Source organism: Pseudomonas cichorii, assembly GCF_015471405.1.
In the GTDB taxonomy this organism is placed as follows: Bacteria; Pseudomonadota; Gammaproteobacteria; order Pseudomonadales; family Pseudomonadaceae; genus Aquipseudomonas; species Aquipseudomonas serbiensis.
In genome coordinates this window covers 77438-98006 of record NZ_BLVZ01000015.1, presented here as the reverse complement: position 1 = coordinate 98006, position 20569 = coordinate 77438, and the positions used below count along the sequence as shown (strand labels likewise).

At 59.8% G+C, this 20569-nt stretch carries 19 protein-coding genes; 5 read left to right on the top strand and 14 right to left on the bottom strand.

What is annotated here, in order from left to right; genetic code table 11:
* Window positions 1-10: 10 nt before the first annotated feature.
* From JL015_RS22140 to JL015_RS22120, 5 genes are all read right to left on the bottom strand, one after another.
* Window positions 11-1312 carry a flavin-containing monooxygenase gene (locus tag JL015_RS22140; protein WP_201019955.1) on the bottom strand — a complete coding sequence of 434 codons (1302 nt, stop codon included), beginning with the start codon at window positions 1310-1312 and terminating at the stop codon, window positions 11-13.
* Window positions 1313-1438: 126 nt separating this feature from the next.
* Window positions 1439-2170: a class II aldolase and adducin N-terminal domain-containing protein gene (locus JL015_RS22135; protein WP_025259297.1), complete on the bottom strand. Its 732-nt coding sequence runs from the start codon at window positions 2168-2170 to the stop codon at window positions 1439-1441.
* Between the two features lie 58 nt (window positions 2171-2228).
* Window positions 2229-3062 (bottom strand): transporter substrate-binding domain-containing protein, encoded by an 834-nt coding sequence (locus tag JL015_RS22130; RefSeq protein WP_025259298.1) that lies wholly within the window; start codon window positions 3060-3062, stop codon window positions 2229-2231.
* Window positions 3063-3089: 27 nt separating this feature from the next.
* Window positions 3090-3962, bottom strand: coding sequence for a phytanoyl-CoA dioxygenase family protein (locus JL015_RS22125; RefSeq protein WP_025259299.1), 873 nt, complete (start codon window positions 3960-3962; stop codon window positions 3090-3092).
* A 31-nt stretch (window positions 3963-3993) separates the two neighbouring features.
* The gene (locus JL015_RS22120; protein ID WP_025259300.1) at window positions 3994-5514 is read right to left on the bottom strand and encodes an amino acid ABC transporter permease/ATP-binding protein; all 1521 of its coding nucleotides are present in this window, start codon (window positions 5512-5514) and stop codon (window positions 3994-3996) included.
* Window positions 5515-5982: 468 nt separating this feature from the next.
* Here JL015_RS22120 and JL015_RS22115 point away from each other — a divergent pair, with 468 nt between their 5' ends.
* Window positions 5983-6927, top strand: a complete 945-nt coding sequence (locus JL015_RS22115) for a LysR family transcriptional regulator (protein WP_025259301.1) — start codon at window positions 5983-5985, stop codon at window positions 6925-6927.
* A gap of 50 nt (window positions 6928-6977) precedes the next feature.
* On the opposite strand, the gene JL015_RS22110 is transcribed toward JL015_RS22115, so the two are convergent.
* The 3 genes from JL015_RS22110 to JL015_RS22100 form a co-directional block, all read right to left on the bottom strand.
* On the bottom strand, window positions 6978-7475 hold the full coding sequence (locus JL015_RS22110) for an N-acetylmuramoyl-L-alanine amidase (RefSeq protein ID WP_236250258.1): 498 nt from the start codon (window positions 7473-7475) through the stop codon (window positions 6978-6980).
* Window positions 7476-7580: 105 nt separating this feature from the next.
* Window positions 7581-9257, bottom strand: coding sequence for an acid phosphatase (gene acpA / locus JL015_RS22105; protein WP_201019954.1), 1677 nt, complete (start codon window positions 9255-9257; stop codon window positions 7581-7583).
* Between the two features lie 109 nt (window positions 9258-9366).
* Window positions 9367-10119 carry a substrate-binding periplasmic protein gene (locus tag JL015_RS22100; RefSeq protein ID WP_201019953.1) on the bottom strand — a complete coding sequence of 251 codons (753 nt, stop codon included), beginning with the start codon at window positions 10117-10119 and terminating at the stop codon, window positions 9367-9369.
* Between the two features lie 151 nt (window positions 10120-10270).
* Here JL015_RS22100 and dnaX point away from each other — a divergent pair, with 151 nt between their 5' ends.
* The 3 genes from dnaX to recR all read left to right on the top strand — a co-directional run bounded on the left by dnaX (window position 10271) and on the right by recR (window position 13591).
* On the top strand, window positions 10271-12400 hold the full coding sequence (gene dnaX, locus JL015_RS22095; protein ID WP_201019952.1) for a DNA polymerase III subunit gamma/tau: 2130 nt from the start codon (window positions 10271-10273) through the stop codon (window positions 12398-12400).
* Window positions 12401-12461: 61 nt separating this feature from the next.
* On the top strand, window positions 12462-12788 hold the full coding sequence (locus JL015_RS22090; RefSeq protein ID WP_025259308.1) for a YbaB/EbfC family nucleoid-associated protein: 327 nt from the start codon (window positions 12462-12464) through the stop codon (window positions 12786-12788).
* A gap of 200 nt (window positions 12789-12988) precedes the next feature.
* Complete coding sequence (recR, locus tag JL015_RS22085) at window positions 12989-13591, top strand: recombination mediator RecR (protein ID WP_025259309.1); 603 nt, start codon at window positions 12989-12991, stop codon at window positions 13589-13591.
* A gap of 61 nt (window positions 13592-13652) precedes the next feature.
* On the opposite strand, the gene JL015_RS22080 is transcribed toward recR, so the two are convergent.
* Complete coding sequence (locus JL015_RS22080; protein WP_201006163.1) at window positions 13653-14201, bottom strand: adenine phosphoribosyltransferase; 549 nt, start codon at window positions 14199-14201, stop codon at window positions 13653-13655.
* 62 nt (window positions 14202-14263) lie between these two features.
* Window positions 14264-14998, bottom strand: coding sequence for a fumarate/nitrate reduction transcriptional regulator Fnr (gene fnr, locus JL015_RS22075; protein WP_201006166.1), 735 nt, complete (start codon window positions 14996-14998; stop codon window positions 14264-14266).
* A 151-nt stretch (window positions 14999-15149) separates the two neighbouring features.
* On the opposite strand from fnr, the gene JL015_RS22070 reads away from it, so the two are divergent.
* Window positions 15150-15614 (top strand): chemotaxis protein, encoded by a 465-nt coding sequence (locus tag JL015_RS22070; protein WP_201019951.1) that lies wholly within the window; start codon window positions 15150-15152, stop codon window positions 15612-15614.
* A 14-nt stretch (window positions 15615-15628) separates the two neighbouring features.
* Here the strand turns inward: JL015_RS22070 and hemN are convergent, their stop codons facing one another.
* The 4 genes from hemN to JL015_RS22050 all read right to left on the bottom strand — a co-directional run bounded on the left by hemN (window position 15629) and on the right by JL015_RS22050 (window position 20483).
* Window positions 15629-17011 (bottom strand): oxygen-independent coproporphyrinogen III oxidase, encoded by a 1383-nt coding sequence (gene hemN, locus JL015_RS22065; RefSeq protein WP_201019950.1) that lies wholly within the window; start codon window positions 17009-17011, stop codon window positions 15629-15631.
* A gap of 130 nt (window positions 17012-17141) precedes the next feature.
* Window positions 17142-17825, bottom strand: a complete 684-nt coding sequence (locus JL015_RS22060) for a sulfite exporter TauE/SafE family protein (RefSeq protein WP_201006170.1) — start codon at window positions 17823-17825, stop codon at window positions 17142-17144.
* Complete coding sequence (gene ccoS / locus JL015_RS22055) at window positions 17818-18039, bottom strand: cbb3-type cytochrome oxidase assembly protein CcoS (protein WP_201006172.1); 222 nt, start codon at window positions 18037-18039, stop codon at window positions 17818-17820. The genes JL015_RS22060 and ccoS overlap by 8 nt, the downstream gene beginning before the upstream one ends.
* Window positions 18018-20483, bottom strand: a complete 2466-nt coding sequence (locus tag JL015_RS22050; protein ID WP_201019949.1) for a heavy metal translocating P-type ATPase — start codon at window positions 20481-20483, stop codon at window positions 18018-18020. The genes ccoS and JL015_RS22050 overlap by 22 nt, the downstream gene beginning before the upstream one ends.
* Window positions 20484-20569: the final 86 nt, after the last annotated feature.

Sequence of the window (20569 nt, the reverse complement as noted above, 5' to 3'; positions counted from 1 at the left end):
TGTAAAGTGATCAGCCGTTGACGTTGCGCAACTGGACGACAGGGGAGGGCATGACACGTTTGCCCTGGTCGTACGATCGGTATTTGTGTTGAGTGGCGATCTGGTCAGCCACATGTTTGGCGTCGTGCCACACGCCCCAGATAAAGGCGGAGCCGCGTCGCGACAGCCACGGCAGGCCGACGAAGTACAAGCCTTGCTCGCTGGACACGCCGCGCTGGTGGCGAGGTTTGCCCTTGGCGTCGAAGGCATCGAGTTGCAGCCAGCTGTAATCCTGGGCATAACCGGTGGCCCAGATGATCGAGGTGACACCAACTGCGGCCAGATCCAGTTCCTGCAACGGGTGAGTGATGCAGTCGGCATCGGCCACTCGCTCGCGGGCCGAGGGCTCCAGTGGCAGGTCCAGGCCGTTGCGCTGCGCATAGGCATCGGCGGCATCGAGCAGTGACAGGTAGTTCTCGTCACCTCGGTCGAGGTTGTCGACGAGGTCGTTCTGGAAGCGCACCTTGCCATCGGCAAAGCTTTCGGTCAGGCCGGTCAGGGTCATGCCGGCTTGGGCCAGACGACGGAAGTCCACGGTGTAACCGCCACGCGCACCGCTGACCGCAATGGTTACGTGCTCCTTGCCGGGCTGCACGGTTTCGCTGTCCCACAGGCCCAGCACGCCCAGCCACCAGCAGAAGTCTCGGCCACGGTAGGCGCGTGGCGGACGGTCGTGGGGGCCGACCGACAGGTAGACCTGACGGCCAGCGAGCAGCAGTTCTTCGGCGATCTGTACGCCGGAAGAGCCAGCGCCGACTACCAGCACTGCGCCCTCCGGCAGTTGTTGGGGGTTGAAGTAGTGGGCCGAGTGAATCTGGTGCAGGGTGTCATCCTTGGGGGCAATCGCCGGGATGACGGGCTTCTGGAACGGGCCGGTCGCTGATACCAGGTGGTTGACCAGGTAAGTGCCTGCGCTGGTTTCGACGGTGAAGCCGGAACGCCCCTTATTACGGGTCACGCGCTTGACCTCTACGCCGGTCTTGATGGGCGCATCGAATTTGCGTGCATAGCGCTCGAAGTAATCGGCGACTTGCTCCTTGCCGGCGAACCCATCCGGGTCCATGTCGAATTCAAGGCCAGGAAAGCGGTCATGCCAGGCTGGGCCGTTGGCGACCAGCGAATCCCAGCGGCCACTGCGCCAGGCTTCTGCAACGCGGTGTTTTTCCAGTACCAGATGCTCGATGCCAAGGCGGCTCAAGTGCTCGCTCATGGCTATGCCAGCCTGGCCCGCGCCCACGACGAGTGTGTCGATTTCTGTGATTTTCTCGGTCATCCTGGCCTCCTTCAACAGGCCGTTTTCGACGTGTTGGTGCCGTAAAAAAGTAGCGAAACGTCAGGGCGCAGGCGCAAAGAGTCCTACGGCATCCGCAGACGTGTATCGAGTCAGTAACGGGTGTTGTCAGTCGACCAGCGAAGGGTCCTGCTGAATCATCAGCAGCTTCATTTCTTCAAAATGCTGGTGAGAGAAATCGGTGATTTTTTCCCAGTCACGGGCGGTTTTCTCCGCGACGTCGTCTGGCAGAATTTTCAGCGGCTGGCCTGTGGACCATGCCGTTACCAGAATCTGGCAGGCGCGCTCCAGGGTCCAGATATCGTCGAAGGCCTCGCCTACGGTTGGGGCAATGACGATCACGCCATGGTTGCCCATCAGCAGACGGTTCTTGCCTTCCAGCAAGCCGGTCAGGCGTGCGCCTTCGGCTGTGGTGTCGGCCATGCCGCCGTAAAGTTCGTCCACGGCTACGCGGTTGAAGTAGCGGGCGGTGTTCTGGTCGATTGCCGGAATGTGCGGCTTGGCCAGGCACGCCACGGCGGTGGTGTAGACCGGGTGCAAGTGCAACACCACGCGGGCATCCGGCAGGCGCTGGTGGATCTGCCCATGGATGGACCAGGCGGTGGCATCTACATCGGGCCGGTGGGCGGCTTCGGCATCATCGGCATCCAGCAGCAACAGGTCGCTGGCGCGCAGCCGCGAGAAATGTTTCCACTTGGGGTTGAGCAGAAACTTTTTGCCGTCGGCTGACAGGGCGGCGCTGAAATGGTTGGCAACGGCTTCGTGCATGCCCAGGTGGGCGATGATGCGAAAGGTCGCCGCCAGGTCGATGCGCGTCTGTTCTTCAAAGTTGAGGGCCATGGTTATTGCACTCCGGTAGAACGTGCCCGCAGTGACTGCCGGGCACGTTCATGGGCTATCAGGGTTTTGGCATCAGCGTGGCGATGTCGTCGGCAGTCGGGGCCTGGAACTTGTATTTCTCCAGCAATGCGGCGTATTCCGGGGTCTTGCTGTATTTCTCAAGGCCTTCGATCAGGGCGTTCTTGACCACATCGTTGCCCTTTTTCACGCCGAAGCCGTTGAGCACCGGGTAGATCAGGGTTTCAGAGGAGATCACCACCCGGTTGCCGAGTTTCTCCACCACGCCGCGAGCCACGGCCGCGTCGGTGATCTGTGCTTCAACCGCGTGGGCCAGCATGGCCTGGGTCGTTTGCGGGTCGGTGCCGTATTCGCTGATCGCGATAGGTGGCAGGCCGTTTTTCACGCAGTACTCGGTGGAGAGTTTCTGCAGTTGTTGCAGCCAGGAGGTTGCTGCCATGGAGCCGATCTTGTGGCCACAGAAGTCTTCCGGGGTCTTGGGCTGATAGGCGCTGCCCTTGACCGCCAGGATGGACTCGCCGCTTTTGAGGTAGGGAATCATGTCGATGACTTTCAGGCGGTCGGCGGTGATGTACATCGACGAGTTGGTGATATCGAATTTGCCGCCCTGCAGGCCACCGATCAGGTTGGGAAAGCGGGTGTCGATGTTCTCTGCCGTCATCCCCATCACTTTCGCCAGCCCGTCGAGAAACTCGATGTCGAAGCCGGCTGGTTTGTTCTTGTCCATGTATTCATAGGGGAAGAACGTCATGTCGGAACCGGCGATGATCTTGCCCGGCTGCTGGAAAGCCGAGGCCATCGATGCGGACATGGCAAGCGCAGCGCCCAATACAGCCAGCGCAACGGGACGAACAATCAGGCTTGAAAGCTTCATGGGTATTCCTCGCAGAGTGGGTAGGGTTCAGGCAGTGGCGACGTCGTTTCCGGCTTGCTGCACGAAAAACGAAGCGCCCTTGGGTTTCTGTGGCAGGCGAATCTGGTGCACGGTGCTGCGAATCAGGCCGCTTTCCTCGCCCGCCACCATCAAGCCGGTGTGCTCGCTGGGCAGCGGGTTTTCACCGAAGGGCAAGGCGTCTTCGGCGGCATAGACGCTGATGAACAGGGTGCGTGGGAATTCGGTTTCATTGGGGCTTGAGGCGTGCAGCAAGCGGGTGTGCATGAAGCACACCGAGCCCGACGGGCCATAGCAGGCGACCGGTTGCTGGCAGTGCTCTTCAATGACGGTTTCTTCAACCGCACCGGTAAAGCGGCCGTTCTGCCAATGGGACCAGAGCTCTCCCTTGTGGCTGCCCGGCACTACGTTGAGCGGGCCGTTTTCCGGGGTCACGTCGCTGACCATCAGCAGGGCTGTCACCAGGTCGTCGTTGCTGTGTGGCGTGAACAGGAAGTCTTGATGCCACTTCACCTGCGTGGCGGTGTGAGGCAGTTTGGAGTTGATCTTGCTGTGATGAAAACGGGTGCCGCTGCCGCCGATCAGTTGCGCGGCAATGGTTGCCATGCGCGATTGAAATGCCGTCTGGTAGTACGCCTGCGAGATTTCCGTGGGTGAGGTCACGCGGCGCAGCGACGGGTGATCGGGGCGATGGTCGCTTTCCAGATCGAAACGTGGTCGACCATCCAGGGTCTGCCCCCAGGCCTTGTCCTGGCTGCGGCTGTTCTCTACCCACTGGTCGAAGTCTTGCTGTAGCGCGGCCACTTCATGGGCGTTCAGCACGTTTTCCACCACGAGAAAGCCCTGTTCGTGAAACTGGTCTATCTGCCATTGCTCGATCATGTTCTTTTCCCATCAAACAAAACGTTAAGGTTCAAGCCAACGAGACATCTTTCAGAAAAGCTTCAACACGCGGGTGCTGGCCGTTGCGCAGCGCCTGTGGGTTGTCGTCGCACACCACGCGGCCCTTCTCCATGAACACGATGCGATCGGAGACCTTGAAGGCGAAGTTCATCTCATGGGTCACGATGACCATGGTGATGCCCTCTTGCGCCAGGGTTTCGATGACCTGCAGCACCTCGTTGACCTTTTCCGGGTCCAGTGCCGAAGTGGGTTCGTCGAACAGCATGATTTGCGGACGCATCATCAAGGCACGGGCAATCGCCACTCGTTGCTGCTGGCCGCCGGACAACTGATGCGGGTATTTCCAGGTGTGTTCCAGCATGCCGACCTTGTGCAGCAGCTCGTAGGCCTGTTGCTTGAGCTCATTTGTCGGGGCCAGGCGGTGGTAACGCGGGGCCAGTAGCAGGTTGTCGAGCACGGTCAGGTGCGGGAACAGGTTGAAGCTCTGGAACACCATGCCGATCTTCATGCGGTGCTCGGTGTGTTCCACGTAACGCGGTTTCTGTGCGCCCTGGCGGGTCAGGTGAATGAAGGGCTGGCCATTGACCTTGATGTCGCCGTTATCAATCTGCTCAAGACCGTTGAGCAGGCGGATCAATGTGGTCTTGCCCGAGCCCGACGGCCCGATTACCGACACCACTTCACCGGGCTGGATCTGCAGGTTGACGGCCCCCAGCACTTCGATGTCGTTGTAAGCCTTGTGCAGCCGGGTCGCCTGGAGTGCAGGGCCTTCGAAGTCTGAGACGGGGCGGTCAATGGCGGCGCGCTGTTGGGTAGCGAGCTTGAGCATGTCGGCGTCCGGTTCGCGCACGACCTTGCGCTGCGTCACGTCCAGGTAGCGTTCAAGGCGTTTGAGCAGGAAGTCGAACACAGTAACGATCAGCACGTAGTAGAAGGCCACTGCCGCCATGGTTTCCATGACCAGGAAGTTCTGCGAGTAGAGGCGCTGGCCTACCATCAGGATCTCGGTCAGGGAGATCACCGACACCAGTGAGCTGAGTTTGACGATGGAGATGTATTCGTTGGTCAGCGACGGCAGCGCGACACGAAGCGCCTGGGGAATCACGATCCGCCATTGAGTGCCGACAAAGCTCAGCCCCAAGGCTCTGGCCGCTTCACTTTGCCCTTTGGCGATGGAGAGCAGGCCGCCGCGATGGATTTCTGCGACGTAAGCGGTTTCGCATATCACCAGGGCGATGAGGCCTGCCCAGAACGGGTTGGCCAGCACGGCCGAGGTGGCTGGCACGACCTGCGGCAAGTTATAAATGAATATCAGCAGGACCAGTAAAGGCAAACTACGAAATAGCCAGATATAGGCCCGGGCTGGCAAGTTGATCAGGGGCTGGGATGATTGTTTGGCCAGCGCCAGAACAAACCCCAGAACAATACTTATTACCCACGTCAATACACTGAGCTGAATGACGGTCCAGCTCGCCCTCCAGAACTCGGTATCGCTGAGCAGACTAAACATGTATTTCCAGTCAAACGTCATCGTCAGTTCGCTCGGCAAGTGAATAGTGATGGGCGACGTCCTGTCGAAGTTGATAGTGAACGCTCTCTGTTCTCCCTTCTGTGGCCATCATGATTGATGCCAAGTCCACTCGCCAAATAGTAAGTTTTGGCCCATAGCATAGGAAAATCCTAAGCAGATACTAGTCTGATAATGACAAGCGCCTCGGGGCTCTGAAGTTCGGAGCCTGAATAGCGGATTTTATGCATCTGAAGTGCGCACTTTTAGGGCGGTCAATCAAGCGCTCGGGCACGACTGCGCGCATTCAGTGCGCCGTCTGTCGTGCTGCGAGGCCCGTCATTACTGGGGTTTATCAGCGCGTAGCAGGCTGTATTATCGGTAACAGGCGATGTGATTAACGAATTGACGCAAAACCTGGCTGCTGGCATGGTCTTCGCTAGGGTATAGGTAAAAGCTATTCAGGCAATGCGGTACAAAGCGGGGTAAGCAGTGACTCACTTTACATTGAAACAGCTCAAGTATTTTGTCACTGCAGTTGAAATGGACAGTATTGCCGAAGCCTCGCGACAGTTGCATATTTCTCAGCCTTCCATTTCAGTGGCTATCAAGAATCTCGAAGAGGCATTTGAACAGCCTTTGTTTGTACGCCACCATGCGCAAGGTGTTTCCCTGACGTCAGGTGGCGGGAAAGTATATGAGAAAGCTAAAGAACTCTTGCGACTTTCCGAAGAACTTGAACAGAACTCGCGCGCGGATAACAAACATGTCCGTGGCACTATCGCTATTGGTTGCTTTGAATCGGCTGCGCCACTTTATATGCCCCGGCTGGTTGCAGGTTTCAAGCGTTTATACCCCGATGTCACTATTCAACTGTGTGATGGCGAGCAACACGAATTGATGCACGGGCTGCACCGTGGCCGTTTCGATCTGGCGTTTCTGTACGATCTTGAGCTGGGCGCCACCATCAATAAAGAAGAGTTGAACGCGCCGCACAAGCCTTATGCACTGCTGCCGGCAGCTCATCCTCTGGCACAGAAAAAAACCGTCACGCTGCACGAGCTGAGCCAGGAGCCGATGATCCTGCTGGATGCCGTACCCAGCAGAACCTACTTCATCGATATCTTTACGGAAAAGGGCTATTCGCCCGTGGTTGCGTACAGTTCACCGTCGATTGAAATGGTGCGCTGCATGGTCGGCCAGGGGTTGGGTTTTTCGGTATTGGTCACTCGGCCCTGCACCAACATGACTTACGACGGCGAGCTACTGGCCCAACTTGATATTGAAGATGATATGCCAGCGTCGACGCTGGTCATGGCCTATCTGCGCAACAACCAGCCAACACGCGCTACCCGGCTGTTTATGGATTATTGCCGCACTGTCGAGCTGGCCCCGCCTGCCAATGTTGCAGCGAGGGTGATCGAACCCTGTGCATGAGGCAAGCAGGTGCTTGCCTCATGCAGTGGTAAGAGCTTTGCACTGATTGCTTAACGCGCGTCAGCTCGACTCGCCCACCATTCGCTTACATCAAACGAAGGACACGCCTTGATGAACTCGTCAGGCGTGATCTTGCCGTCGCCATTGCGATCCGGCGACAGGTCGCGGTGGCCGAGGATGCGTGCAGCGGGGTAGCGACCCTGGAGTTGCTGTAACAGGGTTTCAAGGGTCGCAAACTGCGCGAGTGTGAAGTTGTTTTCCGGTTTGTTTTTGGCATCGACGCCACCTGCCAGGCAAACACCGATGGAGTTGCTGTTATGGCCTCGTACATGGGCACCGATGGTGCTTTCTGCGCGTCCGGTTTCCAGTTCGCCATTGCGGCGGATGACGTAGTGATAGCCCACGGTGTCGAAGCCGCGCTGGATATGCCATTGGGTGATTTCACGCACGCCGATGTCTGCCGTGGCGCGGGTTGCCGAGCAATGGACGACGATGAGGTCGGTACTGGCCCGATCCTTGAGAGTTGAAGGGGTTGAGGTCTGGTTCATGGGCTGCATTCCTTGCAAGGTGATTGGAGCCTTGTAAGGAATACGAGAGCGACATGTGCCTCAAGTCAGCCGCCGTGTACAGCGGCTGACAGGCTTTTCGGTCATTCAGGTGGGAAATTGCAGTGCATTGGTCAGGTCGCCCATGGGTGTCTGGCCACGGGCAGCCATGGCGTCGTCGCGACGCTTGAGGCCATCGAGCTTTTCCAGGCCATGAATGCGGGTGATCAGGCGCAGGATCGAGGCGGTGTCGTAGACGGTGTGGTCCACGGTGCCTTTACGGGCAAAGGGTGAGACGACTATTGCCGGGATGCGTGTGCCGGGGCCGAAGCGGTCACCTTTGGGTGGCGCGACGTGGTCCCACCAGCCGCCGTTTTCGTCCACGGTGATGACGATCACCATGTTTTCCCACTGCGGGCTGTTGCGCAGCACTTTGATGACCCGGTCGATATGCCGGTCGCCGGAAGCGACGTCGGCGTAACCGGCGTGCAGGTTCAGGTTGCCTTGAGGTTTGTAGAAGGTCACGGCCGGCAGATTGCCGGCTTCGGCATCGGCCAGGAACCTGTTGGTGCTCGACTCATCGCCAAGACCGCCATCGCGCAGGCGCTTCTTGCGCTCGGCCGGGTTTTGCGGGCCTTGTTGCTTGAAGTAGTTGAACGGCTGATGGTGGTACTGGAAGTTGGGGATTTTCGGGATGCCGGTGGAGTCCTTGAACTCGTCGAGGGTGACTTGCCAGGCACCTGCATACCAGGCCCATTCGATGCCTTGCTTCGACAGTTTGTCGCCGATGTGGTCGTGGCTCTGGGGCACCAGCACGTTGGCCAGGTCCGGTTTTGAGTAATCCGGGTTCTGCGGGTCGCGCAGCCAGGTCGGCCAGTAGGGCGGGGCCAGGGTGTTGACCGCGTAGCCGTCTGGCGTGAGGGCGCTGGGGCCGAATTGTGGCGGACCTTCCATGGCGCTGGCCGGGGATTTTTCCAGTGGCTTGAGGCGCGGGTCCAGCGGGTCGTCGCTTTGCAGGGTGGCGATCTGGGCCTTGGCGGCAGAGTTGGCGGCGTCCGGGTAGAACGGCGCGGTGGCCGAAATCAGGTATTGGTGGTTGAGGAACGAACCGCCGAAAGCGCCCTGGAAGAAGTTGTCACACAGCACGAATTCCTTGGCGACGTCCCACAGACGTAGCGAATACTGGCTTTGCGGGTAAGTGCCCATGGTCAGCCCGCCGGCATCGGCCCAGGCCACGAAGCGATCATTCTTGCCTTCGTTGATCTGCATCTGGTTCTGGTAGAACACGTGCCACAGGTCGCGGGTCACCAGGCTCAGCGGCAGGTCTTCGCCATGCGGGCCTTTGAGCGGGAAGGGCGCGTTGGGCAGGTTTTCCTGGTATTGCACGCCAGCCGGGTAGGTGACGCCATCGACCGTCTGCGGCCCGACCTGCAATACGCCGCCCCAGGCGGGTGGCAGGGTTTTCAGCAGGGTGCCGTCGCGGTCGTGTTGCTGGTAGTCGGCAGGCTTGAGGGCCGACAGCGGCTTTTCGACGCCGGGGAAGTCTGCGAACAGATTATTGAAGCTGCGGTTCTCGGCGTAGATGACGACGACGGTCTTGATGTTCTTCTTGAGTGCCTTGTCCAGCTCGGCGCCAGTCAGGTGTCTTTCAGTGCCAGAGGCGTTTTTTTCGCTGGCTGTGGCGTAACCGCCGAGGGTGACGCCTGCGCCCAGTGCCGCCATTCCTCCCAGAAAACGGCGACGGCTGGGGTTGGTCTGTGAGTCGTCGTCTGGTTTGTCGCTCATGCGGATTACCTGCTCGCTTTAATTGTTACTAAAGATTTCCGTGAGCGTATCGAGGCTATATGACGATATTGCTACAGGAATGAGTGCCGCAAGCAGGGTAGACGATTCTTCATGGAGCGCGCGGCGCGGTATAGCGATCGATGATCTGCTGGATCTCGCCGGAGACTTGCATGCGCACCAGTGTGCGGAGGATTTTCTGTACGGGGATGTCGGGGTCATTGCGCACGATGCAGCCCGCGGGCTGTTCACTGATCAGTGAAACGGCCTTCAGGCGTTTGTGGTCGGGCAGGTCGCGATTGATCCAGTCCATGATCAACTGGCTGGCGATGGCATAGTTGTAGCGGCCCGCGATGAGTTTGCGCAGCGCGTGCTCCTGGCTGCGTGCGTCTTCGCGGACCAGTTTGTGGTTGTCGAACAGATGCTCCATGGTCGGGTAGTTGTAGCCGAGTACGGTGCCGATGGTTTCGTGATCGAACTGATCCGGGTAAGGCCCGGCAGCGGTTTCAGCCGATGCGATCAGCAAATCGCGCTGATACAGGATCGGCAGGCTCCAGAGATAATCCCCCGACAGGTTCGGCACCCAGGCCTGGGCGGTGTAGCAGCGGATATCCACTTCGCCGCGATCCAGTGCCGGCTGGACACGCAGGCGCGGCAGCACGTGGTACTCGGCACTACGTCCCACCTGACGGGCCAGGCTCTGCATGATGTCGAACAGAATGCCGGAAGTGGGCTGGTGGTTTTCAATGCGAATCAAGGGCATTGACCAGCTTTCGGCTACGGAAAAGCGCAGCGGTGCTTCGGCGGCAACGCTGAACGGGCTGAATAAGAGGAGAGCGATCACCATGATCGGACTTCGGCGCATGCAGGGCCTCTCTACTACATAGGGCCTTTATAGAGGTCTTGATGCATTCATTTGTTCAGCTTAGTCAGATTAACCTGGGACACCAGATGCAATTTTGCCCTTGCTCCGCTAGCATTAGCGGTCTTCCGCTTCCCAGTTGCGACGGTTTTCAATGAGTTATCAGGTTCTTGCACGTAAATGGCGTCCGCGCTCGTTCCGCGAAATGGTCGGCCAGACTCATGTGCTGAAGGCCCTGATCAATGCGCTGGACAGCCAGCGGTTGCACCATGCCTATCTGTTCACCGGCACCCGTGGCGTCGGCAAGACGACCATTGCGCGGATCATCGCCAAGTGCCTGAACTGCGAAACCGGCATTACTTCAACGCCTTGCGGCACGTGTTCGGTCTGTCAGGAAATCGACGAGGGTCGTTTTGTCGACCTGATCGAGATCGACGCCGCGAGCCGGACCAAGGTCGAGGACACCCGCGAGTTGCTGGATAACGTCCAGTACGCACCGAGCCGCGGACGCTTCAAGGTCTACCTGATCGACGAAGTACACATGCTGTCCAGCCACTCGTTCAACGCGCTGCTGAAAACCCTTGAAGAGCCGCCGCCCTACGTCAAGTTCATCCTGGCGACCACCGACCCGCAGAAGCTGCCTGCCACGATTCTGTCGCGCTGCCTGCAGTTTTCGCTGAAAAACATGACCCCCGAGCGCGTCGTCGAGCACTTGAGCCATGTGCTGGGTGTCGAGAATGTGCCGTTCGAGGACGACGCACTCTGGCTGTTGGGCCGTGCAGCCGATGGTTCGATGCGCGATGCCATGAGCCTCACCGATCAGGCCATTGCTTTCGGCGAAGGCAAGGTCATGGCCGCCGATGTGCGGGCGATGCTGGGCACGCTGGATCATGGTCAGGTTTTCGATGTGCTGACTGCCTTGCTTGAGGGCGATGCACGCGGGCTGCTGGAGGCCGTGCGTCATCTGGCCGAGCAGGGGCCGGACTGGAATGGCGTGCTGTCGGAGATTCTTAACGTCCTGCATCGTGTGGCGATTGCCCAGGCGTTGCCCGAGGGCGTCGATAATGGCCACGGTGATCGTGACCGCGTATTGGCCCTGGCTCAGGCATTGCCTGCCGAGGACGTACAGTTTTACTACCAGATGGGCCTGATCGGACGTCGCGATCTTCCTCTGGCGCCTGACCCTCGCGGCGGCTTTGAGATGGTGCTGCTGCGAATGCTGGCCTTCCGTCCTGCCGAGAGCGCCGATGCGCCGAGACAGCCGCTAAAGCCAGTGGGGATCAACCAGGCCGCAGTTGATTCCCGACCTCCGGTGGCTGGTGCGACTGCTGTTGCACCGGTCGCGCCTGTAGCGCCTGTTGCAGCCGCGCCCGCACCGGTTGTCGCGCCTGTGCCTGTGGCTGAAAAGCCCGTGCCAGTGCCACCGCCTGTTCAAGAGGCAGCTCCACCTGCGCCGGTCGAGGAAATCGATCTGCCATGGAACGAGCCCAAGGCGCCTGTTGCCGAGCCCGTGCCTGAGCCGGTCGCGCAGCCAGAGCCCGAACCGGTGCTTGAAACCGTGGCCGAACAGCCCGAGCTGACCCCGATGCCAACGCCCGAGCCTGCCAGCCCGGTGCCGGACGCGCCGCAGGTCCAGCATCCCGAGCCGGTTGCCGAGCAGCAGGTCACGCCGGGCATGCTTGAAGCCATCCCGGACTCGGCGTATCTGTCTGCGCCGATGGATCGCGACGACGAGCCGCCTGTGGATGACGACTATGTGGAGCCGGATATCGATATCGATCCCGCTTCCTATAGCTATCTCGATGAGTTGGCCCACGAAAGCGTCACCGAAGCCGAAGCGCCAGAACCCGAGCCTGCACCGGCCGCGATGCCGGCCACGGGCCTTGCGCTGCAATGGCTGGAAATGTTCCCGCAATTGCCTATCTCCGGCATGACAGGCAGCATCGCCGCCAACTGCACGCTGATCAAGGCCGAAGGCGATAACTGGCTGCTGCACCTGGACCCGGCTCACAGTGCCTTGTTCAATTCGACTCAACAACGCCGTCTCAATGAAGCGTTGAACCAGTTCCATGGTCGTACGATCAATTTGAGTATCGAGCTGATCAAGCCCGAGCAGGAAACACCTGCCCAGGCCGCGTCCCGCCTGCGTGCCGAGCGTCAGCGCCAGGCCGAGGCTTCGATTCACGCTGATCCGTTCATCCAGCAGATGTTGCAACAGTTTGGCGCAGTGATTCGAGAGGATACGATCAAGCCCGTGGACGCTCCCGTAGCGCAGGCTCATTAACTGACGGCTCGACGCTTGTGGCGTCGCGCAAACGAACCATCCATTTTCGAGGAGATATCCCATGATGAAAGGTGGCATGGCTGGCCTGATGAAGCAGGCCCAGCAAATGCAGGAAAAAATGGCCAAGATGCAGGAAGAACTGGCCAATGCTGAAGTGACCGGCCAGTCGGGCGCAGGCCTGGTGAGCGTGGTGATGACCGGTCGTCATGACGTCAAGCGCATCACTCTGGATGACAGCCTGATGCAGGAAGACAAGGAAGTGCTGGAAGACCTGGTTGCCGCCGCCGTCAACGACGCCGTGCGCAAGATCGAGCAGGCCAGCCAGGAAAAGACTGCCAGCATGACTGCGGGCATGCAGTTGCCGCCGGGCATGAAACTGCCTTTCTAAGGCCGGCTCTCTGTACCGATAAATGCCAGGCCCAGTGCCTGGCATTTTTTTGCGTGCCTTTCGCGAATGAATTCGCTCCTGCTGTGGGAGCGAATTCATTCGCGAAGAGTCCCGGGACGGCATCTGTGGCAGGTGTGGTTGACGCTTACTGCAAGGCGCGGGTATAAACCGCGTCTTGTGTTTTCGTCGGACCTTTCTCCATGAGCTTCAGCCCCCTGATTCGCCAATTGATCGATGCCTTTCGCGTCCTGCCGGGTGTCGGTCAGAAAACCGCTCAGCGCATGGCGTTGCAGTTGCTGGAGCGTGATCGCAGTGGCGGTTCTCGTCTTGCGCTGGCATTGAGTCAGGCCATGGAAGGTGTCGGTCACTGCCGCTCATGCCGCACGCTGACCGAAGAAGATCTGTGCCCACAATGCGCGGACCCTCGTCGCGACGACACGCTGCTGTGCGTGGTCGAAGGGCCGACGGATGTCTATGCAGTCGAGCAGACGGGCTATCGCGGTCGTTACTTCGTGCTCAAGGGGCACTTGTCGCCACTCGATGGTCTTGGGCCTGAAGCCATCGGCATTCCACAATTGCTGGAACGCATCAACGAGCAGGGCACTTTCACTGAAGTCATTCTGGCCACCAACCCGACAGTGGAAGGTGAAGCCACAGCGCATTACATTGCCCAGTTGCTCAACGACAAAGGCCTGATCGCCTCACGCATCGCCCATGGCGTGCCCTTGGGTGGCGAGCTGGATCTGGTGGATGGCGGGACACTGGCCCATTCGTTTGCAGGGCGCAAGCCGATAGCCCTGTGATAGGTCGTTCGCGGCCAAGGCCCCCCACGGATTATGTAGGAGGGGCCTTGGCCGCGACTGTTTACTGCTCGTTCAACGCAAAGTTGGTCAGGCAGAAGGTCGGGATATTCATGTCTACCAGACGCTGAGAACCACCCAGTTCCGGCAGGTCGATGATCGCTGCGGCTTCGTGGATGTGCGCACCCATGCGGCGGATCAGGTTCGCGGCTGCAATCAGAGTGCCGCCCGTGGCGATCAAGTCATCGAACATCACCACTGAGTCGCCATCGCACAGGCTGTCGGCGTGTACTTCCAGGTAGGCTTCGCCGTATTCGGTCTGATACGCCTCTGAGAGTACGTCAGCCGGCAGTTTGCCTTGCTTGCGGAACAGGATCAGCGGCTTGTTCAGTTCATAGGCCACGACCGAACCGATCAGAAAACCACGGGCGTCCATGACGCCGACATGGCTGAAGTCGGCATCGATATAACGCTGCACGAAGCTGTCGATCACTTGGCGGGTGGCCTTGGGCGACTGGAAGAGCGGGGTGATGTCGCGAAAGACTACGCCGGGCTTGGGGAAGTCTACGACCGGGCGAATCAGGGATTTGAAGCTCAATTCATCGAAAATCATTGCGTATGATCCGGGGCGAGTTTGGCCGGTAGTTTAAGCCGACCAGCCCCGGATCGCACGTTTCAACTTTCCATTGCCCCGCCAGCCAGGGCACAGAGCTGGATCGGGTCCAGGATATGGATTTCCTTGCCTTCGGCTGCAATCAGCTGGTTCTGCTGGAAGCGGGTAAACACGCGGGATACGGTTTCCACGGCCAGGCCCAGGTGATTGCCGATCTCGTTGCGGGACATGCTCAGGCGGAACTGATTGGCCGAGAAGCCGCGTGCCCGGAAGCGTGCCGAAAGGTTGATCAGGAAGGTCGCGATACGCTCGTCAGCGGTCTTTTTCGACAGCAGCAGCATCATTTGCTGGTCGTCGCGGATCTCACGGCTCATGACACGCATCAGTTGCCGACGCAGCTGTGGAAGCTGTACGGACAACTCGTCAAGGCGCTCGAAGGGGATCTCGCACACTGAGGTGGTTTCCAGTGCCTGGGCCGACACCGGATAAGCCTCGGAGTCCATCCCGGACATGCCGACCAGTTCGCTGGGCAGGTGGAAGCCGGTGAGCTGTTCTTCACCGGCGTCACTGATACTGAAGGTTTTCAGGGCGCCGGAACGCACGGCATAGACAGAGGAGAAGGTATCGCCCTGGCGAAACAGGAATTCGCCCTTTTTCATCGGGCGACCACGTTTGACGATCTCGTCGAGGGCATCCATGTCTTCCAGGTTCAACGACAGCGGCAGACAGAGCGGCGCGAGGCTACAGTCCTTGCAATGGGCCTGGCTGTGAGCACGCACTTTGACTGGCTCGGACATCACTTAATTCCTTGTGGGAAATCACACATAGGTCGTAAGGGTAACTCACGCACAGTGGCTTAGACCAGTGTGCAAAGTGTTCTCTGGTATCAAGGTTATTTCAAATGTGTCGATAAACTTACACGGTTTTAAACTTCAAGCAGGTCTTGCCATGTCATTGTCAGGCTCAATCATCGGCGCCATCAGTATTCGCACTCCTGCCGCCCAGACACCTGTCGCTTCTGTTCAGCCCGAAGCTGTAGCACCTGTAAAGGAAACGAAGGGCATTCAGGTAGATTTATCGAGTGCAGGCAAGGCCGCGGCGTCTTCGTCGTCGAAAAACTCGGATATCGAGCAAAGCGGTCTTCCCGAATCGGTCCAGAAAATTCTCAAGGCCATACGCGAGCTGCAAAGAAAGATCGCGGAAACCCTGGAGAGAATTCAGGAAGTACTCAACGACAAGAGCCTCACTTACGACGAACGCCAGACCCAGGCCACGGCCCTGCAAACGGTGTTGGGCATGTTGCAGCGGCAGGTGAGCAATTCCACCGCTGACATGGCCAATCTTATGAACCAGATGCATGCCAGCGATTCTGACAAGATCAAGGCCGGTATTCTGGTGATGGCCAAGATGTAAGCATCAACGGCGGTTCATATCACCCGCGAAAACCGCTGACGGTTCTGCTGGTTCAAATAGTTGTCGAACACCATGCACACCGAACGCACCAGCAGACGACCGGCTGGCAGGATGTTGATGCCGCTTGTGCCCAGCTCGATCAGCCCGTCCTTTGCCATTTCCGCCAACTGCGGCCACTGCTCATCGAAGTAGCTTCTGAATTCGATGTTGAAGGCTGTTTCGATCTCGCTGAAATCGAGGTCGAAATGGCAGATCAGTTGCTGGATCACGGCGCGTCTGATCCGGTCATCTTCTATGCAGACCAGCCCTCGCTTGGTTGCCAGTTGGTCGCTGGCCAGCAGTCCCTGATAGTCGTTCAAGTCGCTGCTGTTCTGGCAATACAGATCACCGATCTGGCTGATCGCCGAGACGCCCAGGCCAATCAGATCGCAATGGCCGTGGGTGGTGTAACCCTGAAAGTTGCGTTGCAGGGTCAGTTCTTCCTGGGCGACGGCCAGTTCGTCATCGGGCAGGGCGAAATGGTCCATGCCGATATAGCGATAACCGGCCTTGGTCAGTTGCTCGATGGTGCGTTCCAGCATCAGCAACTTGGTTTCCGGGCTGGGCAGGTCGGCGTTATCGATGCGCCGCTGGGGCATGAAACGCTCGGGCAAGTGGGCGTAGTTGAACACCGACAAGCGATCGGGTTGCAGGCTGATGATTTCGTTGACGGTATGGGTAAAGGCTTCGAGGGATTGCTTGGGCAGCCCGTAGATCAGGTCGATATTCACCGAGCGAAATTGCAGGGTGCGTGCGGCTTCGACGATGGCACGGGTTTCTTCCAGGCTTTGCAGGCGATTGACGGCACGCTGGACGGCCGGGTCCAGGTCCTGCACTCCCAGGCTGACACGGTTGAAACCCAGCTCACGCAGCAGACCCATGGTGGACCAGTCGGCTTCGCGAGGGTCGATCTCTATGCCGTAGTCGCCGGAGTCGTCATCGAGCAGGTTGAAATGCGTGCGCAGTTTCGCCATCAACTGACGCAGTTCGTCATGGCTGAGAAAGGTCGGCGTACCGCCACCAAAGTGCAGTTGCTCGACCATCTGACCGGGAGCGAGATGGCTGGCCAGCATCTGGATTTCCTGTTCGAGCCGTTGCAGATAAGTGTGGGCGCGACCACGATCCTTGGTGACGACTTTGTTGCAGGCGCAGTAGTAGCAGATGTTCGCGCAGAACGGGATATGAACGTACAGCGATAGAGGACGCAGGGCCTTGCGGCTGTCACGCAGGGCATGAAGCAGGTCGAAGGCACCGACTTGTGTGTGAAATTGCACTGCGGTTGGGTAGGACGTGTAGCGCGGTCCTGCCAGGTCGTAGCGGCGGATCAGATCTGAATCCCAACGAATGGCGTCGAGCATGCGGGCATTCCCCCGGATAGGCTGGCAATGCAGGTGAGTCTACGGAGCTGATTGTGGAAGGGTGTTGATGTGCGTCAAATACGCGCGGAGGGTGGTCATGAAACTGTCTGCTCGATGTGCAAACAGATTCTCAATGCCCCATGAGCCAGTGCTGATGGGGGCCGGGCAGGGTCCACAGGCCGAACAGGATCACCAGCAGGCCACCGGCCATGCGAATACCGCGTTTGCGCAGCAGTGCCGTGGTGCGTTCGGCGGCCAGCCCGGTGGCGAGCAGCACGGGCCAGGTCCCAAGGCCGAAGGCGAGCATGAGCAAGGCGCTATCGATGGCATTGCCCTGGCTGGCCGACCACAGCAGTGTGCTGTAGACCAGCCCGCAAGGCAGCCAGCCCCACAGTGCGCCCAGCAGCAAGGCGCGTGGCAGGCTCGATACTGGTAGCAGGCGGGTCGCAACGGGTTGAATGTGGCGCCAAAGGCCGCGCCCCAGGCGTTCGATGCGTGTCAGGCCGCTCCACCACCCCGCGAGATACAGGCCCATGGCAATCAGCAGCAGGGCGGCGATGACCCGCATTGCCATGGCCAGCGGGCTGTTGGCAACGGCCCAGCCTGCCAGCCCGAGTAACAGGCCTGCGCTGGCATAGCTGAAGATGCGCCCCAGGTTGTAGGCCATTAACAGGCGAAAGCGGCGACTGCGTTGCTCCTTGGGGATGGCCAGGGTCAAGGCGCCCATCAGGCCTCCACACATGCCCAGGCAATGACCGCCGCCCAGCAGGCCAAGTATCAGGGCGGAAAGCAGAAGGGGGGCGAGTTCAAGCATCGGGCTCTATCTCGTCCTTCTTCTGTGGCGGGCTCTTGCGTGAAGCTTCATCCAGAGCGGCTTGATGGTTGGGGTCCTGATCGTCGAACAGGATGCTGTGGGCCGGGCCTTCCATGTCGTCGTATTGCCCGCTGTCCACGGCCCAGAAAAAGACATAGATCGCGATGGCGACCAGCAGCAGTGCTGCGGGGATCATGATGTAGAGTGCGGGCATAAAGCCTCCGGAACCGACTGCCGAATGACGGGTGCCGATGCCTGAATGTTGGGCAAGCGCGTCAGACGCAAGGCGTTGAGTACAACAGTCAGAGAGCTGATGGACATGCCGACGGCTGCCCAGACAGGTGTGATCCAGCCCAGTGCTGCGAACGGCAGCATGAGGCCATTGTACAAGCCGGCCCACAGCAGGTTTTCGATGATTACCCGGCGTGTGCGCCGCGCCAGACTGAAGGCCTGTACCAGTGTCTGCAAGCGGTTGGACAACAGGACCGCATCGGCACTGGTTTTTGCCAGATCCGTGGCCGAGCCCATGGCGATGCTGATATCGGCGGCGGCCAGTACGGGCACGTCATTGACGCCATCGCCCAGCATCAGCACCTTGCGGCCTTGTTTGTGCAGGTTTTGCAGCATGGCCAGTTTGTCGTCCGGGCGCAGACCGGCGTGGGCTTCGTCGATGCCCAGTTCGGCGGCAACGCTGGCGACCATGGGTGAGCTGTCGCCAGACAGCAGCAGGGTTTTCCAGCCTCGCGCCTTGCAGGCCTGCAAAAGCTGGCTGGCATCTGCGCGCAGGCGGTCGTCCAGAACCAGCCACGCCAGTGGGGCTCTGGCATCGCCCAGCAACAGCCACTGGCCGGGCTCATTGGGGATGGACGGAACCTCGCTGGCACTCAAGGCGCAGACGAACCCCGGCTGACCGATGCGCAGGCGATAGCTGCCGACAGTGCCTTCCAGGCCAAGGCCCGGTGTGCTGTGAACGTCTTCGGCGGCAAGTGGGGCGCGCCCGAATGCTCGGGCGATGGGGTGTTCCGAGCGGTTTTCCAGTGCCGCGGCCAGGCTCAGGCAGGTATCGGCATCCAGTGTGCCGAGTGGTTTGATGCTGCGCAGGGTGAGACGGCCTTTGGTGAGGGTGCCGGTCTTGTCGAAAATCACGGTGTCGATCTGGTTCAGCCCTTCGAGCACGTGGCCACGGGTCAGCAGCAGGCCGAGTTTGTGCAAGGTGCCGGTGGCGGCGGTCAGGGCGGTGGGTGTCGCCAGCGACAGGGCGCAGGGGCAGGTTGCGACCAGCATTGCCAGGACAATCCAGAAGGCGCGGGTCGAATCGATCTGCCACCAGCACAGGCCGATGACTGCGGCAGCGATCAGCGACCCGAGCAGGAACCATTGGGCTGCGCGGTCGGCTATTTCTGCCAGACGGGGTTTTTCCGTCTGGGCGCGCTCCAGCAGACGCACGATGGCCGAAAGGCGGGTTTCATGGCCCAGCGCCAGGACATGAATCGTGAGCGCGCCTTCGACATTGAGCGTACCGGCAGTCACGCTATCGCCTGTGCTGCGCGACTGCGGCAGGTATTCGCCGGTCAGCAGCGACTCGTCGACGCTGGACTGGCCCTCCAGCACCTTGCCATCGGCCGGTATGACTGCGCCGGGATGCACCAGTATTTGGTCATTCAGGTGCAGCTCGCTGAGCAGGATTCGTTGGGGCTGGCCGTTATCGTCCAGGCGCAGACAGGATGCGGGCAGCAGGTTGACCAGTTGTGCGGTGGCAGCGGCGGTACGTTCCCGTGCGCGTCGCTCCAGATAACGGCCAGCCAGCAGAAACAGCGCAAACATGCCGACCGCATCGAAATACAGCTCGCCGGTGCCGGTGATGGCGGTCCAGATTCCGGCCAGATAGGCGCCGCCTATGGCCAGCGACACGGACACATCCATGGTCAGGTGGCGAGTACGCAGGTCGCGCAGGGCTCCCCGAAAGAAGGGCGCGCAACTGTAGAAAATGATGGGCGTGGTCAGGAACATCGCGACCCAGCGCAGGATGGCATGCATCTCGGGGCTGAGGTCGATATTGAATTCCGGCCACGTAGCCATGGTCGCCATCATCGCCTGAAACCACAGCAGCCCTGCGACCCCCAGTTGACGCAGGGCCAGTCGGTTTTCCCTGGCCAGTTGTTCGGTGGCGCGGTCGGCCTGATAAGGGTGAGCGGCGTAGCCGATGCTGCGCAGTTCGCTCAGCAACTGGCTCAACGGCAACTGGCTGTCTGCCCAGCGCACATGCAGGCGATGGCTGGACAGATTGAGCTGAGCTTCGGCGACGGCGGGCAGGCTGCGCAGATGGCGTTCGATCAACCAGCCACAGGCCGCGCAACTGATGCCTTCCATCAAGAGCGTGGTTTCGGACAGTTCGCCTTCATGACGTACGAACCCTGCCTGCACATCGGGGCGGTCGTACAGTTCCAGCTCATCCACCAGTTGTGCGGGCAGGCTGTCTGGGTTGATCGAGGTTTCGCTGCGGTGACTGTAGTAACTTTCCAGCCCGCCAGCGACGATGGCCTGCGCCACTGCCTGGCATCCCGGGCAGCACAGTTCGCGGGTTTCCCCGAGCACGATGGCGGTGAATCGGCTGCTGGATGGAACGGGCAGCGCGCAGTGGTAGCAGGGTGTGGTCATGGTCTTTTAAGTGTTGCCAAGTCAGTTTGGTACCTGTGGGAGGCAGCTTGCTGGCGACTGGGCCCAGTCGCCAGCAAGCTGCCTCC

Bases quoted from the DNA above. Each gene is read 5' to 3' on its own strand.
- JL015_RS22140 (WP_201019955.1), bottom strand. From the start codon at position 1,312: ATGACCGAGAAAATCACAGAAATCGACACACTCGTCGTGGGCGCGGGC.
- JL015_RS22135 (WP_025259297.1), bottom strand. From the start codon at position 2,170: ATGGCCCTCAACTTTGAAGAACAGACGCGCATCGACCTGGCGGCGACC.
- JL015_RS22130 (WP_025259298.1), bottom strand. From the start codon at position 3,062: ATGAAGCTTTCAAGCCTGATTGTTCGTCCCGTTGCGCTGGCTGTATTG.
- JL015_RS22125 (WP_025259299.1), bottom strand. From the start codon at position 3,962: ATGATCGAGCAATGGCAGATAGACCAGTTTCACGAACAGGGCTTTCTC.
- JL015_RS22120 (WP_025259300.1), bottom strand. From the start codon at position 5,514: ATGACGTTTGACTGGAAATACATGTTTAGTCTGCTCAGCGATACCGAG.
- JL015_RS22110 (WP_236250258.1), bottom strand. From the start codon at position 7,475: ATGAACCAGACCTCAACCCCTTCAACTCTCAAGGATCGGGCCAGTACC.
- acpA (WP_201019954.1), bottom strand. From the start codon at position 9,257: ATGAGCGACAAACCAGACGACGACTCACAGACCAACCCCAGCCGTCGC.
- JL015_RS22100 (WP_201019953.1), bottom strand. From the start codon at position 10,119: ATGCGCCGAAGTCCGATCATGGTGATCGCTCTCCTCTTATTCAGCCCG.
- dnaX (WP_201019952.1), top strand. From the start codon at position 10,271: ATGAGTTATCAGGTTCTTGCACGTAAATGGCGTCCGCGCTCGTTCCGC.
- JL015_RS22090 (WP_025259308.1), top strand. From the start codon at position 12,462: ATGATGAAAGGTGGCATGGCTGGCCTGATGAAGCAGGCCCAGCAAATG.
- recR (WP_025259309.1), top strand. From the start codon at position 12,989: ATGAGCTTCAGCCCCCTGATTCGCCAATTGATCGATGCCTTTCGCGTC.
- JL015_RS22080 (WP_201006163.1), bottom strand. From the start codon at position 14,201: ATGATTTTCGATGAATTGAGCTTCAAATCCCTGATTCGCCCGGTCGTA.
- fnr (WP_201006166.1), bottom strand. From the start codon at position 14,998: ATGTCCGAGCCAGTCAAAGTGCGTGCTCACAGCCAGGCCCATTGCAAG.
- JL015_RS22070 (WP_201019951.1), top strand. From the start codon at position 15,150: ATGTCATTGTCAGGCTCAATCATCGGCGCCATCAGTATTCGCACTCCT.
- hemN (WP_201019950.1), bottom strand. From the start codon at position 17,011: ATGCTCGACGCCATTCGTTGGGATTCAGATCTGATCCGCCGCTACGAC.
- JL015_RS22060 (WP_201006170.1), bottom strand. From the start codon at position 17,825: ATGCTTGAACTCGCCCCCCTTCTGCTTTCCGCCCTGATACTTGGCCTG.
- ccoS (WP_201006172.1), bottom strand. From the start codon at position 18,039: ATGCCCGCACTCTACATCATGATCCCCGCAGCACTGCTGCTGGTCGCC.
- JL015_RS22050 (WP_201019949.1), bottom strand. From the start codon at position 20,483: ATGACCACACCCTGCTACCACTGCGCGCTGCCCGTTCCATCCAGCAGC.